Here is a 19,647-nt window from a genome sequence, read left to right on the forward strand (position 1 = left end):
ATATGGATATTGAGGTTTCGCGCCAAGCTGCGGTTGTTGAAGCAGTAAGTGGGGATGTGGTTGTAGTAACGCCTGACGGTAACCCAAAAAAAGTTCTAGTTGGCGATATCATCCGTGAAAATGAGATAGTCATTACCGCAAATAATGCAGAACTCGTATTGGCTGCTCCAAATGGTGAGGTTCTAGTTGGCGATAATTGTGTTGGATGTATTGACCAAGAATTGTCTTGGGCAGATGCCCCAATCGCCGGAGAGGTCAACTTCGATTTAGAGCAATCTGACGACGGAGCCTTTACTGACGATGATATTGCGGCAATCCAAGAAGCTATTTTAGGCGGCGCCGATCCTACTGAAATTTTGGAAGCAACGGCTGCTGGTGAAGGGCTAGGCTCTGCAAATGCTGGCTTTGTTACGATTGAATACAATAATATTCAAACTCAGCCCTCGACATTCTTTGAGACATCAGGGCTTGCGAAAGAAGAGGTAGAGGAAACTCGAGAGGAATTTAGAACGATCACCCGTTCAGCTGGTGGTCAATCGATCAGCGAATCAGTCACTGAAGGTTCCATTTCTGGCAATACCTACCCCCAATCTATTACGACCACAGAAACGATTATTGCGGGCAGTTTAGCTCTAGACCCAGACTCTTTTGTACCAGACACATTATCCCTCGCTTCACTTCTCAGTGAGCTTAATAGCGACATTACCTCAAGCGGCCAAGTCGTCACGTTTACTTACGACTCGGTGACGAATTCCATCGTTGGTGTTCAAGGTACTGACGAAGTATTACGTATCGATATTGATGCGACTAGTGTTGGCAATAACATTGATCTCACGCTAACCACCACGATCTCTCAATCTATTGATCATGTTCCGTCTATCGGTGGTGGTCAGGTTTATTATACTGGCGATCAAATTAACTTTGCCTTTGATATTCAAGGTGAAGACTCCGCTGGAAACCCAATAGCATCACCAATTAATGCGCTGGTTACTTTATTTGACGGAGTGAATCCGTCTGCTGAAAGTGTGAATATCAGTAACGTTGAAACTAGTAGTTCAGCAATCGAAGGAACGTTCTCGAATATTGGAAGTGATAAACTTCAATCAGCAGTCTTTGATTCAAGTGCGTTAGCAGAGTTTGATGGGTTACTTAGTGACAATCAAAATACGCTTGCAAGACTGTCTGATGATGGAGCAACGATTACTCTGTCTATTGAAGGTGGAGGTGAAGCTGTTCTCACAATCTCCCTCGATACCGATGGCACTTATAATTTCCAACAGTTCAAACCAATAGAAGAAGTGAACTCCGACGCGCTTTCATTTTCTCTACCGATCACGGTTACCGATTTTGACCAAGATGTCGTAACGAATACGATTAAGGTTGAGATCTCTGATGGTGATAGCCCGTTCATTATTAATGTTGATGGTATTGATGTTGATGAGTCAGGTATTGTTGGCGGCTCACAAGAAGGAACAGCCCCAACAGGTGGCATTGGCAGTATCACAGCAAGTGTTTTTGAAAGTGATATTATTGACCATTATGAACTTGAACCGACTGAATTTAATACAGCGGGCTCCTTGGTTTCTAATGGTGCTGCTGTTCAATTAGAGTTAGTTAGTCAAACCAATGGTGTGAGAACGTATGAAGGTTATGTCGAGGTCAATGGATCTCGAACTACGGTCTTTGACATTCAAGTCGATAGCCCATCACTAGGAAATTACGAATTTACTCTGTACGAATCGCTTTCACACCAAGGTGCTGAAGATGAGTTTCTAACCTTTGTATTACCCATTTACGCGGTTGACGCAGATGGCGACCGTTCTGCACTATCTGGTGGGTCAAATACACCAGAAGCCGCTGAGATTTTAATCAGTGTTAAAGATGATGTGGTCGAACTTATCGATAATGTTGTTGCTGTAGATGAACCGACTTTGGCTGGTGATACTGTTGTTTCTTATAATCTATTCAACTTTGAGGGCGCGGATGGTTCGACAATCCAATCATTGTCTTACGATGGGGTCGAATACAAGTTAGACCAAAATCTACTCCCAGATGCGGCACAAACTTTCCCATTTACAGAAGGGGTTGCAACGATTTCACTCAATGGTGATTTTAGTTTTGAAGTCGCTCGTGATATCAACCACTCAAGCAGCGAAACCATAGTAAAACAATTTGCCTTTTTAGCTGAAGATGCTGATGGCGACGAGAGCTTCTCAACGCTTGATCTTAGTATTACTGATGGCCAAGATCCGGTAATTAACCTGATTCCGCCAGTAACTCTATCCGAGACCAACCTTTCTGATGGTTCTGCACCAAGTAGTGCTGCGGTTAGTGTGACAGAAAATATTGCCTATACATCGGGCAGTGATAATGTCGCGAGTTTTCGGATTGATCCAAACTTGTTCAATACTAATGATACGCTCAAATCTAATGGGCTTGTCGTTGAACTCAAGGAAGACCCTCAGAACTTAGGTACTTACATAGGTTTTGTTAACGATGGGGTAAACCCTGATGTCCCAGTATTCACGATTAGCTTTTCTACAACTACATTAGGGGAATACACCTTCACGCTGCTTGAAGCGTTAGATCATGAAGATGGCCTTGCAAATAACGAGCTAAGCTTTGAGCTGCCTGTTTATGCCGTGGACACTGATGGCGATAGTTCGCAAACTTCCTCGCTTACAATGACCATCGGTGATGATGTGCAAATCATGAAAGATGGTGTGCTCAATATTGTTGAACCAACGGTTGCTGATTTGGCTGCTGGAACGGTGACAACTGCCACCATTGATGTGATGCCTGAGCAGAGTGCTGATGGCGCGACCATTACTCAGATTACGTATGATAATACCGTTTACGCCTTGAATCAGGGCATAACGGGAGAGCAACTTATTCAAGTTGCTGAAGGTAAATTGTATGTGACGCTTGAAGGGTTGGTGCGTTTTGAACCCAATCGCGATTTAAATCATACAAACAACGAAGACATCGTTAAGACTATCGTAGTGACTTCGAGTGACTTTGATAAAGATCCGGTGACATCCACCGTTACTTTGACCATCACTGATGGTGATATTCCAACCATCAACACCATTCCAGGTGTCACTTTATCAGAATCTAATCTTGCCGATGGCTCGGCAGCAAGTAATGCTCCGGTGAGCCAAACTGAGACTATTCAGTTCACCAATCAAAGTGATAATGTCACTAGCTTCCGTATAGACCCTGCTCAATTCAACACGAACGACACGCTTAAATCGGGCGGATTAGTCGTTGAGCTTAAAGCTGATCCAAATACGGTTGGGGGGTATATAGGCTTTGTTAAAGATGGAGCCAACCCAGAGGTTCCAGTCTTTACTATTAGCTTCTCTACTAGCACGGTGGGTGAGTACACCTTTACTCTACTAGAAGCATTAGATCATGCTGATGGCCAAGCGAAGAACGATCTGAGCTTTGAACTGCCTGTGTTTGCGGTTGATCGTGATGGTGATGACTCATTGATGTCGCCACTGAAAGTGACAGTCAGCGATGATGTGCAAGGTATGCAAAATCAAACGCTGAGTATTACTGAGCCAACGGTGGCTGATCTGGCTGCTGGAACGGTGTCGACAGGCACTGTCGATGTGATGCCAAACCAAAGTGCCGATGGCGCGACCATTACTCAGATCACTTACGACAATACCGTTTACGCCTTGAATCAGGGCATAACGGGAGAGCAACTTATTCAAGTTGCTGAAGGTAAACTGTATGTGACGCTTGAAGGTGAAATACGTTTTGAGCCTAAGCGTGATTTAAATCACACAAACAGCGAAGACATCGTTAAGACTATCGTGGTGACTTCGAGTGACTTTGATAAAGATCCGGTGACATCCACCGTTACTTTAACCATCACTGATGGTGATATTCCAACGATTAATACCATTCCAGGTGTCACTTTATCAGAATCTAATCTTGCCGATGGTTCGGCAGCAAGCAATGCTCCGGTGAGCCAAACTGAGACGATTCAGTTCACCAATCAAAGTGATAATGTCACTAGCTTCCGCATTGAACCTGCTCAATTCAACACGAACGACACGCTTAAATCGGGCGGGTTAGCCGTCGATTTACGTATCGATCCACAAAACAGCAACCAGTACATTGGTTTTGTTAAAGATGGATCCAACCCAGAGGTTCCAGTCTTTACTATTAGCTTCTCTACCAGCTCGGTGGGTGAGTACACCTTTACTCTACTTGAAGCGTTAGACCATGTTGATGGCCAAGCGAAGAACGATCTGAGCTTTGAACTGCCTGTTTACGCGGTAGACCGCGACGGTGATGACTCATTGATGTCGCCACTGAAAGTGACGGTCAGCGATGACGTACAAGGGATGCAAAATCAAACGCTGAGTATTACTGAGCCAACGGTGGCTGATTTGGCTGCTGGAACGGTGTCGACAGGCACTGTCGATGTTATGCCAGTTCAAAGTGCTGATGGCGCGACCATTACTCAGATCACTTACGGCAATACCGTTTACACCTTGAATCAGGGCATAACGGGAGAGCAACTTATTCAAGTTGCTGAAGGTAACCTGTATGTGACGCTTGAAGGGTTGGTGCGTTTTGAACCCAATCGCGATTTAAACCACACGAGCAGCGAAAATATTGTTAAGACGATATTAGTGACTTCAAGTGACTTTGATAAAGATCCGGTGACATCCACCGTGACTTTAACCATCACCGATGGCGATATTCCTATCATTAATGCCATTCCAAGCGTCACGCTATCGGAATCTAATCTTGCAGATGGTTCGACAGCAAGCAATGCTCCGGTGAGCCAAACTGATACGATCTCGTTCACCAATCAAAGTGATAATGTCACCAGTTTCCGCATTGAGCCGAGTTTATTTAATACCAACGATACACTTAAATCGGGCGGGTTAGCCGTTGAGCTTAAAGCTGATCCAAACACGGCAGGCGCGTATATCGGTTTTGTGAAAGATGGAGCCAACCCAGAGGTTCCAGTCTTTACGATTAGCTTCTCTACCAGCACGGTAGGTGAATACACCTTTACTCTACTTGAAGCATTAGATCATGCTGATGGCCAAGCGAACAATGACTTGAGCTTTGATTTACCGGTTTATGCTGTAGACCGAGACGGTGACGACTCATTAATGTCGCCATTGAAAGTGACGGTCAGCGATGATGTGCAAGGCATGCAAAACCAAACGTTAACCATTACTGAGCCAACGGTTGCTGATTTGGCTGCCGGTATTGTTACGACAGGCACTGTTGATGTGATGCCAAACCAAAGTGCAGATGGTGCAACAATCACTCAGTTCGTTTATGACGGACAACTTAGAACATTGGTTCAAACAGATACTGGTGAGCAGCGGTTTGGTTTCACTGAAGGGACGTTAGTCATCACCCTGCAAGGTGAAGTGCGTTTTGAACCCAATCGCGATTTAGTTCATACAAACAACGAAGACATCGTTAAAACAATCGTAGTGACGTCGAGCGACTTTGATAAAGATCCGGTGACATCCACCGTGACTTTGACCATCACCGATGGTGATATTCCAATCATCAATACTATTCCAACCGTTACGCTATCAGAATCCAATCTAGCCGATGGCTCGGCAGCAAGCACCGTGCCTGTGAGTCAAACCGAGACTATTCAGTTTACTAATCAAAGCGACAATGTGACCAGTTTCCGCATTGAGCCAAGCTTATTTAATCCCAACGACACACTTAAATCGAATGGGTTGGTCGTTGAGCTTAAAGCAGATCCAAACACGACTGGGGCGTATATCGGCTTTGTGAAAGATGGAGCCAACCCAGAAGTTCCTGTCTTTACGATTAGCTTCTCTACTAGCACTGTGGGTGAGTACACCTTTACTCTACTTGAAGCATTAGATCATGCTGATGGCCAAGCGAACAATGACTTGAGCTTTGATTTACCGGTTTATGCGGTAGACCGAGACGGTGACGACTCATTAATGTCGCCATTGAAAGTGACGGTCAGCGATGATGTGCAAGGCATGCAAAATCAAACGCTGAGTATTTCTGAACCAACGGTGGCTGATCTGGCAGCTGGAACGGTGTCGACTAGCACCGTCGATGTGATGCCAAACCAAAGTGCCGACGGGGCGACAATCACTAAGTTTGTTTATGACAATCAAGCTGAAAAAGCGTTGGTGCAGACAAATACAGGGGAACAGCAGTTTATAGTCGATGAAGGTGTCCTGTATATCACTCTGGAAGGCGATGTCCGTTTTGAACCTAATCGCAACCTCAATCATTCAGGGGGCGATATCGTTAAGACCATTACGGTCACCTCTGAAGATAAAGATGGTGACGAAGTAACGTCGACCGTTACGCTTACTATTTCAGATGGTGCTCCACCTGTTATTGATAACATACCACCAGTCGCTTTGGCTGAAGCAAACCTGCTTGATGGCACCTCTCCGAGCTTAACGGTCACTCAAACCGGAACAATGACGTTTACATCAGGTAGTGATGATGTAAACCACTTCCGTATTGATACTGCCCAGTTCAACACAACCGGAGACCTAAAATCGGATGGTTTGGTCGTTCAGTTAAAAGAAGATCCTGCCAATAGTGGAAGTTATATAGGCTTTGTTGAAAGTGGGGGTGTCCAAACGAATATATTCACTATCTCCTTTGATAACTCAGTGCTTGGTCAATATACCTTCACATTGTTAGAAGAGTTAGATCACCTGCCTGTCCAGGGTAATAACGATCAAATCTTCACTTTGCCAGTTATTGCGGTCGACCAAGACAATACAGATTCAGTAATTAAGTCTCTTACGGTGACCATTACTGATGATGTACCCGTCATTACAGATACCACAGACGCGAGTACGTTTATCGTTGATGAGGATGATTTAGGATCTGTTGTGGCTCAGGCTACAGGCTCGTTTGTGACCACAGAAGGTGCAGACAAAGTTGAGGCTTATGAACTACGTAATATATCTGACCTAGAAGATGCTCTGACATCAGGCAACGAAGCGATTTCGATCACAGAGGTCACTGGGGGTGCGAACACAACCACCTACCAAGGTGCGACCATAAGCGGGACTCCGATTTTTACTTTTGCACTGGGTAACGATGGGTCATACACATTTACCTTGCTTGGTCCTCTAGATCATGAGCCTAGCTCAGAGGCGAGAAATAAGCTGCCTATCTCCTTTGATGTAGTGGCTGTTGACAGTGATGGCGATGATTCCAACCAGTATCAATTACCAATTCAAGTCATTGATGATATTCCGGAAATGACGCCGCCGACGGGCGAAACGGTTGTCGATGAAGACGATCTTTCAGGCATAGGTTCGGATCAATCTGACGACACTATCATCAATGGACTGTTCACGGTCGATGAAGGTGCTGATGGTGTTGTTAAGTACGAATTAGTCGATGAAGATTTGGTTCTGACTGGCTTAACTTCCGATGGGGAAAATTTAGAGTGGCTAGCTGTTTCACAAAGCGGCACAACATTCACATACGTTGCTCAAACTGTGACCAGCAATGAAGCCGTGTTTGAGATTGTTTTCGATACCTCTGATAACAGCTATCAATTCGAATTATTTAAACCACTGAAGCACCCTAACGGTGCAAACGAGAATACGATAGATCTTGATTTCTCAATCGTTGCTGAAGATTTTGATCAAGACCAATCGAAGGCGATTGATCTAAAAATTACAGTCACTGATGATGTTCCATTAGTGTCAACACAATCAATTACTCGTGTTGAAGGTCAGGGATATAGCGGTTCTATAGTCGATATGTTTGCTGATGCTACTGATGTAGGCGCCGATGGCGCAGTACTGAGCAAAATTGAGGCCTTTGACGGAAGTGGAATTGTTTTCCGAGCTGGGAATAGTGGGCCTTACAGTGGTGACTTCGATTTAATTAGTGGTAGCCAACAGATTCGAGTTTACGAGCAAATCAATGGCGCTGTTGATCCTCGAGAACTGGGTCGACTGAAAATAAACTCAAATGGTGAGATCGAGTTTAGAGCCAATAATTACTTAGAGCATGTTGGTGATGAAATTAACTTCTCTATTAACGTAACAGCTAAGGATAGCGATTCAGATACGTCATCGACGCCATTGGATATCACAATTACCGATAGGAATTCGTCGAGAATCGTGTTGAAAGTGACCACTTTCGAGGATGCGGGTAGAGACTCAACAATACCTTATGCTACTGGTGATGAGCCGACTTTTGAGAATGTTCAAGACAACCAGAATGGTTTACCTAATGCGCCAGCTCAAGTTTCGCTGCAAGTTAACCTGTATGATCAAGATAACAACGAGTCTATAGGCCAACTAACGATTAAGAATAGTAACCATAGAGGGACGTTCTATTACTTTGAGAACGGTGAATATCACAAGCTAACAGCTGAACCTAATGGTCAAATATTATTTGGGCCGCCTCAAATGCAACAAAGTTTTGCTCCAAACCCAAATGAAGTAAGACAAACTATTGCGACTATCGATAACCTGTTTTTTGTCCCTGACCAAAACTTTGGTTCAAATGACAACGGGGTACGCATCAATTATGCACTTGAAATTGATAATGATTTAACCCTAGATCACACCATTAACTCAAACTTCAGAATCGAGATTGAAGCGGTAGCGGATATTGCGACTTGGGATGATGGTAATAGCACTTATCAGTATCAAGTCAACGAAGATGAAGACAACGTCACGTTACAGTTAAACGCTGAATCGCAAGATAATAGCCGAACTGAAACGATCACTTATGAGTTAGAAGTTGTCGAAGGTGACGGGAAGTTTGAGCTTCTTGATGCAGGCGGTAACGTGCTTACGCTGACGGATGGTGTATACAAAATAGCGGCAGCTGATATTAACAGCACCGTGGTTAACCCAATTGATAATTTCTCGGGTCAGATAGAGTTCAAAGCAACAGCAGTTACAGAGGAAACACTGAATTCTTATGAAGATACCGATAACGGCGGAGCAAATGATAAAACTGAGGCCCGTTCTGTAGAGCAAAACATCATTATTGATGTCACCGCTGACGCGGACCCTGGAAAATTCAGTGTTAATCGTATTCAAATCAATGAAGACAATATAGATGATCCTGATTACATAGGTCCGCTAGCTAACAAAGATGCATTCACGTTAGATGAAGTCATTTCCATGACAGGATCGGTAGATACGGATGGCTCTGAAGAACTGTTTGTTCGTATCAGCAATATTACAGAAGGCGCAGTGCTTTACTTTGTCGGTACAAACACGGCAGTTCCTATTGTCAGTGGTACCAATTACCACGAAATAGCGTATTCCGATTTGGCTAATGTTGAAGTGGTTCCAACTAAACACAGCAATGTGGATTTCACTTTTGATGTTACAGGTGTAGTGAAGGACACTGCAAACCTGTCAACCAACCCACAACAAGTCGATGTAGAAATACTTGGTACTAAAACGGTTAACGTTGAAGTGAAAGGGGTTGCTGACACACCTTATGGTGGGACGAATGGTACCGATTGGACCGCAATTACAGATGGCACTGCAAGCGGCGTTCAAACTACGATTCAAGAGAGTCAAAACGGCGACAGCTTTGCTCTGCTTGATTTCACGGTATTGTCGGGTGAGAGAAAGCCTGCTTCAGGTACAACACCATTACCGGACGATGGTTCCGAAGCTATCACTGTCATTCTATCGGGTATTCCTGATGGCGTTATAATCGAGGATGGTGACGGTACGGTAATTGATCTTAACTTTGTCGGTTACGAAACTGGACCTGGCGGTAGCCCTGATTTATCAAAACCTATCTATGAAGCGAATATTACGGAGGCGGGTACAACGTCAGGTATTCGTATTCGACCTGTCGACTCTTCGACCGAGAATATCCACATTCAAGGCAAAGTGGTCGTAACGGAAAACGATGGCCACACACTTTCTTTTGATCAAGAAATTCGAGTGCTGGTTGAGCCTATCATCGATACCTCAGCAACCTACAACAACGTCACAAACGGAAACGAAGATACTGCAATCAACATTGATTGGCACCCTGAAGGGGTTGACTATATCGACTCTGATGAGCATTTCACTTCAATTAAGATTTCCGGTATTCCACCGGGTGTCACACCCACCGTAAATGGCGATGTGACTGTTGTGAACGATGGTGCGGGTACGTTAACGATTACCCCTAAAGACGCGAATCAAACGCCGGAACAATTTACCCAAATTGCATTGGCGAATAACTTTATTCAAATGACTCCGCCAACTGACTCTAGCGTTGATTTCACATTGACGACAGAGGTAGACGTTGAGGAGCGTGATCACGAATATGTGGACTCTTCTAACCCAGGAGAGGGTATTGCGACTGCGACGGTTACAGGTACGATCAATGTTGTCGTAAGACCCGTTGTTGAGACTCATGATGGCATCGATAACAAACTTATCGTTGACGACGTGGCTGGAACAGGTTCTTTGGGAGCGGTGAGCGCAGATCCTCTGACTGGTGTACTTAAGTTTACAACCAACAGTGATAACCCATCTGCTACGGATGAATTTGTCATTCGATACCAAGAAACCGATGGATCCTCTGCTATTGAAGAAGTCGACCAACTGGTGATTCAATTAACAAATAATGACGTGAATCTAACTCCACTGTCAGATGACGTATTGAATCAATTACTCGTTATTGGTGCTTTTTATGAAGGCGATGGTCGTTGGGTTGTAACAAATGAGGACTTGTTTAGTATCAGTGCTCCGAATGGTCTTGTTTTTCCTTCAGGAAGTAACGGGGCCAACGGGCTTAATGATATCAATATGAACATCTTTAGCACAGTAATTGACCGAGGTGATGGTGTTGAGGTTGAAGCATCTGCAGCGGCTCGCAGAGACGGGCAAGTAACTCTAACATTCCCTCAAGTGGTTTCTGGGAGTACACAGGTTGCTGCAGACATTGCGATGACACCAAACAGTGTTGTCGATGCCATCGAGGACACACAGTTAGATTTGGGATCTGCGCTAAATAGTCTGGTCACTTTCTCTGGAGAAGATGCTTCAAAAGACCAAGTCACCATTATCATTGATGACTCTGTGACCATTACCCCGGGCGGTACTTTCCCGATCAGCTTAGGGGGAAGCAGCGAAGTCGATTTCGTTAATGGTAAATATGTGTTCGAAACAACCGTTGAACAGGGCGTCCCAACAGACTTCTCTGGGCTGTTACTTAACTTGCCAGCAGACTACTCTGGTGACTTTAGATTACCACTGACAATCGTGACCAAAGATACGCTCTCTGGTGATGAGAAAACGTTAGTTACCGAAGTCGTCATCAAAGTCGCGCCAGATGCGGAGACGGACCCTACGATCGAGGTGAATGTTATTGGCTCTCTTGATGATGCCTTTAATCCAGTCGATAACGATGGTCAGGCTGGACAAGATCCGGTGGGTTACGAAGACACCTACATTCAACTCGACTTCAATTCGACTATTTCGGATCAGGTCTCAGGCGACGAAGGCGGTCAAGAAGCGTTTACATCGATTACCTTAACGTTGGATGACCCTTCGATAGGGGCATTCTATGACAATACGGGCACCTCACTAGGGACCTCTGTCACGTTTAATCAAGCTGAAATCGCAGCGGGGGCACTCGATAATGTGCTCTTTAGAGCGATAGAAAATTACCCGACTGGAAATGATATTAACCAAGTGCAGGTTAATGTTAGCGGTACAGTCACTGATACCGCAACCTACAATGATCCAGCCTCTCCGGTAGGCACGGCAAGTGACTCTGATACCTTCAATACAAGTGTTCGTTTTGATGTTGTTCCGGTTGTCGATGATGTACTTGTCTCTGGGCCGGGTAGTGATCCTGATGTTATCGAGATTACCGGCAACGAAGACCAGCTTATTTCCTTGTCAGGTACAGGACCTGTATCGATTGCACTGACTGACCTTGATGGATCAGAACAGTTTGTATCGATTAAGTTCACTGACGTCCCTGATGGCTTCCAGATGCGTGTAGATGCGGGCTCAGCTTACACTGTGAAAAACAACGGTGGCGGTGAGTGGAGTGTTCAACTGCCTCAAGCTTCTGGGCTTTCATTCGACTTGAGTGAAATTTCGATTTTACCGCCTAAAAACTTCAGTGGTACTGCTGAGTTTGGTGTTGAAGTCTTCACTCAAGAGTCGCTACTGGGCGTACCGACTGCGGCTGCAAACTTACCAAGCTTCAAACTGCATGTGGTGCCTGTTGGTGACGATGTTGATACCAACCCTACGGACTCTGTAACGGGCAACGAGGGGCAGAATATTGATATCGAAATCAATGCGACTATTTTAGATAAAGAATTGTCGGCCACAGGAAGCGGAACGTATACCGAAAATGCGCCAGAAACCCTTCGAGTCGAAGTGGCTGGCGTTCCTCAAGATGCTTCTATCTACTATCCTGACGGAACGACCTTGGGTAGTTATGATCCAGCGACGCAACTCTGGACACTAAACGTTCCAGCTCAGTCGTTAGATAAGATCGTATTTAACTCTGGCGAACATAATAGTGATACAGGTAATGCTTTGGGTATTAATGGTCCACTGCAGATTACCGTTCGTTCTGTGGATACAGATGCTGATAACACTGAGTATTTAGGCACACCAACGAGTTTCAATGTTGATTTAGTGATTGATCCTATCAACGATCAACCGACCTTTGTCAATGTGACTAACCTTGAAACGACAGAAGACTCTACTGGTGTGGCAATCAACAACTTTAGTATCTACGATATCGACGCAAACTTTGATAATCCAGATGCACCGTATGTACTGACGCTAAAAGTTGACCAAACACTGCCGGGTGCACAGGGCGAGTTTGTACTCCCAAGCACTCAATCCAATGGTGTGACATTTGTATTGCAGGCTGATGGCTCACTTGTCATGACAGGTAAAGAAGCTGACATCAATGCAGCGCTAACTAATGGCGAGGTTACGTTCAAACCGGACCCGGATCAGAACTATCTCAATCAGGGTGGGTTAGTGACCATTAATGCTACGATCGATGACGGTGGTAATAACGGTTTGATTGATGCGGGTGATCCGAATACCGCTCAAACGAATCAAACTACCTTCACTATTAAAGTGACGGAATATAATGATGCTCCGATAGCGGCCAATGTTGATTTGGGCTCGATTCCGGAAGATGGCCAAATCGTGATTGTTGAGGGTGACTTGATTACGGCAAGCTCTGATATCGAAAATCATAACCTTACCGTAACAGATATCAGTCTTACTCAAAATCAAGGTCAAGGTCAGCTTCAGAGGTTTGAGAACATTGCTGGGGCGGATGACAATTCGATTAATGGTCCATACTGGGTGTTCACGGCAGCTGATGATTATAATGGAGACGTCAAATTCAATTACTCCATTATCGATGATGGTACAACCGACGGTTCGCCGGACTTCAAAGTGGGCAGTGCGGAAATCAGCCTTGTAGTTACAGAAGTTAATGACCAACCAGTGGCAACCGATATTGATTTGGGCACCATGCTTGAAGAAGGTCAGCTAATCATCAAAGCTGAAGACCTGATTACAGCGACGACAGACCCTGAGGGGCATGCCATTACGGTAACTAAGGTCGAAATCGATCAAGGTCAGGGGCAAATTCAGAAGTTTGAGAACGTTGGTGGGGCGGATGACAATTCGATTAATGGCCCATACTGGGTATTCACGGCAGCTGATGATTACAATGGCGATGTTACATTCACCTATACAGTAGAAGATAACGGTACAACCAATGGCTCAAATGATTTCTTAACGGATACCGCGGAAATCAGCGTTGTGGTACAAGGTGTTAACGATACACCTGTTGTTAATGGTGACAATGTCACTGATTTTATTGATGAAGACGCTGGCCAGTTGCTGAGTGGCATCAATGTCAGTGACCCTGATTATGTTGATACATTTTCTAATGACTTAATGACGGTCACTTTGACGGTGGATTACGGAACGTTAAATGTGTCGCTGCCTGCCATGACAACTGTGATGGTGAATGGCAACAACACAGGTTCGGTCATCTTAGTCGGTACTTTGAACGATTTAAATGCATTGATTGACACACCGACTAGCCCAGCGGGTGTTTATCTGGATGCGAGCTTGTCTCCAACCAATAGCATTGGTTTGGAAGTGATCGCGAAAGATAGCGGAAACCCTTCTGGTATCGTCATTGAAACCACGCCAGTTATCTATGACATCGCAGTGACTCCCGTGGCGAATGCGCCGACCTTGTCGATTGATACTGTGTCTAACTACGTCAGAAATATCACGGCGAGCCAGTCAGTAAGCGCTAGCGGCGTTCCTTTGGTTGGTATTATTGCTGTCTTGACAGATATTACGGAAGAGCTAACGCTACGTATCAGTGATGTGCCTGTCGGTGCTCAAATTACGAGTGATGTGGGTTCAGTGACGGATGTCGGTGGTGGTGTTTGGATTGCTACGGCGGATGCGATTGAATCGGTGAAAGTGGTCGGTCTTTCTGAAACGCCGGGAAGCTACACACTCAAAGTGGAGGCGGTTTCAGAAGAGCTAGATAACAGCGATACCGCAACATCGGCTTCGATAGACCTCAACTTGAACATTGTGTCTAACGGGGTTGATATCGATTTAGCGACAGAAACCGACGATGTTCAGCTATTGGCAGGGGCTGGCAATATCGACCTGACAGCAGGTTCTGGAAATGATCGTCTGGAAGGTGGTTCGGGTGACGATACGCTCGTGGGCGGTGACGGTAACGACACACTCATTGGCGGCGGCGGTTCAGATATTCTAACCGGTGGAAATGGTATGGATTCGTTTGTATGGTTCAACATCGAAGATGGTGTCGAAGATACGATTACCGACTTTAGCCTATCTGAAGGAGACCAACTCGATCTAAGAGAAGTGTTACCTGAGCTGAAAAGTGCCTCACCAGATATAACAACACTGCTGCAACACATTGATGCGAAGGTCGACGGGGATGATATTGAACTTACGATTAATCCAGATGGTTTAGGTACAACAGAGCAAGTGATTGTGGTGGAAGATCTTGCACCTCAGCTGACGTTAAATGGCACTATGCCCTCGGATATTCTGGATGCGCTAGTGCAGCAAAATGTCATGACTCACGGTTAACGTTAAATTGATAATCTCGAGCAGTTCGAGATAAATAGTTAAACCCTAACGAAATAGGCCAGTAATACTGGCCTATTTTTTTGTCACGATTTATTGATTGAGCCTGGATTAACCAAGAAAAAGCCCATGTTATTGAATAACATGGGCTTCATTTTAGTTTTTAACTTGTGAATCGCTTATTAAATTACTTAGCAATTGACTCGTTGTTCATCTTAGCCGGAGCTTTAGATGCGTTAACCAGTAGGATACCAACGGTGAGTACCATCGAACCACATAGTAGGAACAACAAGCGTCCTGTCGGTTCATTTGGAATCAGAGCCATTGCTAGAATACCGAAACCTGCTGTGCTGATAAGTTTACCAAGCATTGAACGCTGTTTAGTATCTAGGTTTTGTTGCTCTTCACCTTCAGCGACTAATGGTGTGTTCCAGTTAGTGAATAGTTGATCAACTTCTTTCTCACGCTCTGGCGATAGGCCTTTGTAGAAGCGAGAAGTCATGATGAAGTAACCACCAGTGAACACGACGTGAGCTGCTAAGCTTAGACCCACTTTCAAGTCGCTCCATTCACGGCCAGTAAGCGCTGTTTCTAGACCAAATAGGTTTTCGATGTCTTCTGCTTGAAGCGAGATACCGAAGATGTAAGAAACAAAGCCACCAACCACTAGGGTAGACCAACCAGCCCAGTCAGGCGTCTTACGAATCCACATACCAAGTAGTACAGGGATAAGCATTGGGAAGCCAATCAACGCACCTACGTTCATTACGATATCGAATAAGCTCAAGTGACGCAGTGAGTTAATGAACAAGCCAATCGCGATGATGATAACACCCATCATGATAGTGGTTAGCTTACTTACAATAACCAGCTCTTTCTGGGTCGCGTTCTGACGAAGAATCGGGCTGTAGAAGTTCATTACAAAGATGCCAGCGTTACGGTTCAAGCCTGAATCCATAGAAGACATTGTTGCAGCGAACATTGCTGACATAAGAAGACCAACCATACCTGCTGGCATTACGTTCTGTACGAATGCTAGGTAAGCAGCATCACCAGCTTTATCACCCATTGAAGCGTACTCCAATGCGAAATCAGGCATGAATGCACTTACGTACCAAGGCGGTAGGAACCAGATTAGTGGGCCAACAACCATAAGGATACATGCTAGGCCTGCCGCTTTACGCGCGTTTTCACTGTCTTTTGCACATAGGTAACGGTAAGCGTTGATGCTGTTGTTCATTACACCGAACTGCTTGACGAAGATGAACACAACCCAAAGAACGAAGATGCTCATGTAGTTTAGGTTGTTACCTAACATGAAGTCGCCGTCGAAATTTGCAACGATGTTAGTTAGGCCACCACCGTGGAAGTAAGCTGCAACCGCACAAGTAATCGTAACTGCCATGATAACGAGCATTTGCATGAAGTCAGAAGCAACAACTGCCCAAGAGCCGCCCGTTACTGCCATCAATACTAGAACCATACCCGTTACCACAATGGTTGCTTCCATTGGGATGTTGAATACCGCTGCTACAAAGATAGCAAGACCATTCAGCCAGATACCCGCAGAGATAAGGCTGTCAGGCATACCGGCCCATGTGAAGAACTGTTCAGACGTTTTACCAAAGCGCTGACGAATAGCTTCGATCGCCGTTACCACACGAAGTTGGCGGAACTTTGGAGCGAAGTACATATAGTTCATGAAGTAGCCAAAAGCATTGGCTAAGAATAGGATTACAATAACGAAACCGTCATTGAACGCGCGTCCTGCGGCACCTGTAAACGTCCATGCTGAAAACTGTGTCATGAAGGCGGTTGCACCAACCATCCACCACAACATTTTGCCGCCCCCTCTAAAGTAATCACTAGTCGACGTGGTGAACTTACGGAACATCCAACCAATAGCGATCAAAAAGAAGAAGTAGGCGAGAACAACAAAAGTATCAATAGTCATCTTTTCAGCCTTTTAAATATCATAATTAACTGGTCTTAGATTAACGCGTTCAAAGGTTTATTTGTACTACAATATGTCTTTAGTATGATCTAGGTCGCATTGATTTTTTGTGGGTTGCTGATTTGCCAGTTAACTAATTGTTTTTAAAGGGTTTGATTGGCGGTTGAATTTGTGCGAGGTTAAAGGTAAATAACCTTTTAATTGTTCATATGTATTACAATATAAGCGATGTGCTTATGAAAGTAGGTATGTATAGGATTTTAGTTATAACCGTAACAAGTGTGCTACAAATTGGTGTGTTGTGCGACGACATTCACGTTAATTTGGAAATCAATAATGAAAATTTTTTCACTGGTAAATAAGTGTAGCTGATTGTTTTCACTTCGCTATTTTCTTTTAGTCAGCGTAATAATCGGCAGATAACAAAAAGCCCCACCGAAGTGAGGCTTGATTACGAAATCTAAAATAGATTAAGCGTTAACGTGATCAACTGCGTCACGAACAAGCTTGCCTAGTTCGTCCCACTTACCTTCGTCGATAAGGTTAGTTGGAACCATCCAAGTACCGCCACATGCAAGTACAGAAGGGATCGATAGGTATTCATCGACATTCTTTAAGCTTACGCCGCCAGTAGGCATGAATTTAACAGGGTAAACAGCGGTTAGTGCTTTAAGCATACCAGTACCGCCAGAAGGCTCAGCAGGGAAAAACTTCAACGTGCGAAGGCCCATTTCCATTGCTTGCTCAACTAGGCTCGGGTTGTTAACACCCGGTACAATAGCAACGCCTTTATCGATACAGTATTGAACAGTGCGAGGGTTGAAACCTGGGCTTACGATGAAATCAACACCAGCTTCAATAGATGCGTCAACTTGCTCGTTAGTCAGTACAGTACCTGAACCGATTAGCATGTCAGGGAACTCTTTACGCATGATGCGAATCGCTTCGATTGCACATTCTGTACGTAGTGTAATTTCTGCACATGGCATGCCGTTTTCAACCAGTGCTTTGCCTAGGGGGATGGCATCTTCAGCACGGTTGATAGCGATTACAGGGATTACTTTTAGGTTTGCTAGTTGTTCATTTAATGTAGTCATGAATTCTTTCTCACGTTAATAATGGGTCTACTTTCAACTAAGCAAACCCTTGATTAATAGTTAAAGTGCGTAATTATAGAGACAAATCAGGCGTCGCATCTACAGGAATGATCGCACCTGGATGCTGAATCACGGTCCCTGCCACAATGTGGCCTGCGAATGCTGCGTCACGCGCATTGCCACCGCTCAAGCGTTTAGCTAAGAAGCCTGCACTGAACGAGTCGCCAGCGGCTGTTGTATCAACAATGTTGTCTACTGGGTTGGGTGCAACGTACTGAGCGCTTTGGCTTTCAACCACTAGGCAGTCTTTCGCGCCACGCTTAATGATGATCTCTTTCACACCAGACTCAGACGTACGTGCAATACACTGTTCAATGCTTTCGTCACTGTACAATTCTTGCTCGTCATCGAACGTCAGTAGCGCTGTATCGGTGTACTTAAGCATTTTCAAGTACCAAGAAATCGCTTCTTGTTGGCTTTCCCAAAGTTTAGGACGGTAGTTATTGTCGAAGAATACTTGGCCGCCTTGAGCTTTGAATTTGTCTAAGAAATTGAATAGCTGCGTGCGTCCATTCTCTGTCAAGATAGCAAGTGTAATACCGCTTAGGTAAACCGCATCAAAAGAGAATAGCTTATCAAGTAGAGCTGGCGTGTCTTGCTGATCAAACATGAACTTCGCTGCAGCATCACTACGCCAGTAGTGGAAGCTACGCTCACCAGTTTCATCGGTCTCGATGTAATAAAGCCCTGGTTGTTTGTGATCGAGCTGAGCCACTAAGCTTGTATCAATACCTTCAGCTTGCCACTTTTCTAGCATGTCAGTACTGAATGGGTCAGTGCCTAGCGCGGTGACATAGCTTGTTTGGATACCATGCTCTTTTGTTAAGCGTGACAGGTAAAGTGCTGTATTCAGTGTATCGCCACCAAAACTTTGCTTAAGCCCGTCTTGTTTCTTTTGTAGCTCAACCATGCACTCGCCAATGACCGCGATGTTTAATGATTTCATATGCTTACCTTAGCAACTGAGGTTGCGCTATTCATTATTTTAGGAAATCTTCACGCGCAGGGTTGAAGATATCGAGAAGGATGCTGTCTTGCTCTAGTGCAACCGCACCGTGCATCATGTGTTTACGAGCGAAGTAAGCGTCGCCTTCTTTAAGTACTCTCTTCTCGCCCTCAATCTCAGCTTCAAAGCTGCCGCGAACAACATAACCGATTTGGTCATGAATTTCGTGTGTGTGAGGATGGCCAATCGCACCCTTATCAAAACAAAGGTGTACAGCCATTAGATCGTCAGTATAAGCAACGATTTTACGCTTAATACCGCCGCCCAATTCTTCCCATGGATTTTCATCTAGCATAAAGAAAGAGTTCATTGTGTATCTCCTAATCTGTTTAAATCTTTTAAGTGTTACTTAGCTTGCATTCATAATAAGGGAACGAGCCTAATTGTAATACAATATAT

The 19,647-nt window shown here is 44.7% G+C and carries 5 protein-coding genes; 1 reads left to right on the forward strand and 4 read right to left on the reverse strand.

The annotated features are described in order from the left end of the window. The first annotated feature begins 2 nt into the window (after window positions 1–2). Entirely contained in the window at window positions 3–15,134 is a 15,132-nt protein-coding gene (locus OCV44_RS06250; RefSeq protein WP_139685009.1) for a retention module-containing protein, read from the forward strand. 184 nt (window positions 15,135–15,318) lie between these two features. Here OCV44_RS06250 and OCV44_RS06255 read toward each other — a convergent pair whose 3' ends face one another. The 4 genes from OCV44_RS06255 to OCV44_RS06270 form a co-directional block, all read right to left on the reverse strand. After that, on the reverse strand, window positions 15,319–17,085 hold the full coding sequence (locus OCV44_RS06255) for a sodium:solute symporter family protein (RefSeq protein WP_102364157.1): 1,767 nt from the start codon (window positions 17,083–17,085) through the stop codon (window positions 15,319–15,321). 470 nt (window positions 17,086–17,555) lie between these two features. After that, the gene (locus tag OCV44_RS06260) at window positions 17,556–18,182 is read right to left on the reverse strand and encodes a bifunctional 4-hydroxy-2-oxoglutarate aldolase/2-dehydro-3-deoxy-phosphogluconate aldolase (protein ID WP_017069898.1); all 627 of its coding nucleotides are present in this window, start codon (window positions 18,180–18,182) and stop codon (window positions 17,556–17,558) included. 73 nt (window positions 18,183–18,255) lie between these two features. Then, window positions 18,256–19,188 carry a 2-dehydro-3-deoxygluconokinase gene (locus OCV44_RS06265; RefSeq protein ID WP_139685008.1) on the reverse strand — a complete coding sequence of 311 codons (933 nt, stop codon included), beginning with the start codon at window positions 19,186–19,188 and terminating at the stop codon, window positions 18,256–18,258. Window positions 19,189–19,222: 34 nt separating this feature from the next. Next, window positions 19,223–19,558, reverse strand: coding sequence for a cupin domain-containing protein (locus OCV44_RS06270; protein ID WP_010438329.1), 336 nt, complete (start codon window positions 19,556–19,558; stop codon window positions 19,223–19,225). Between the last annotated feature and the right edge of the window lie 89 nt (window positions 19,559–19,647).

This window comes from Vibrio tasmaniensis (assembly GCF_024347635.1).
In the GTDB taxonomy this organism is placed as follows: Bacteria; Pseudomonadota; Gammaproteobacteria; order Enterobacterales; family Vibrionaceae; genus Vibrio; species Vibrio tasmaniensis.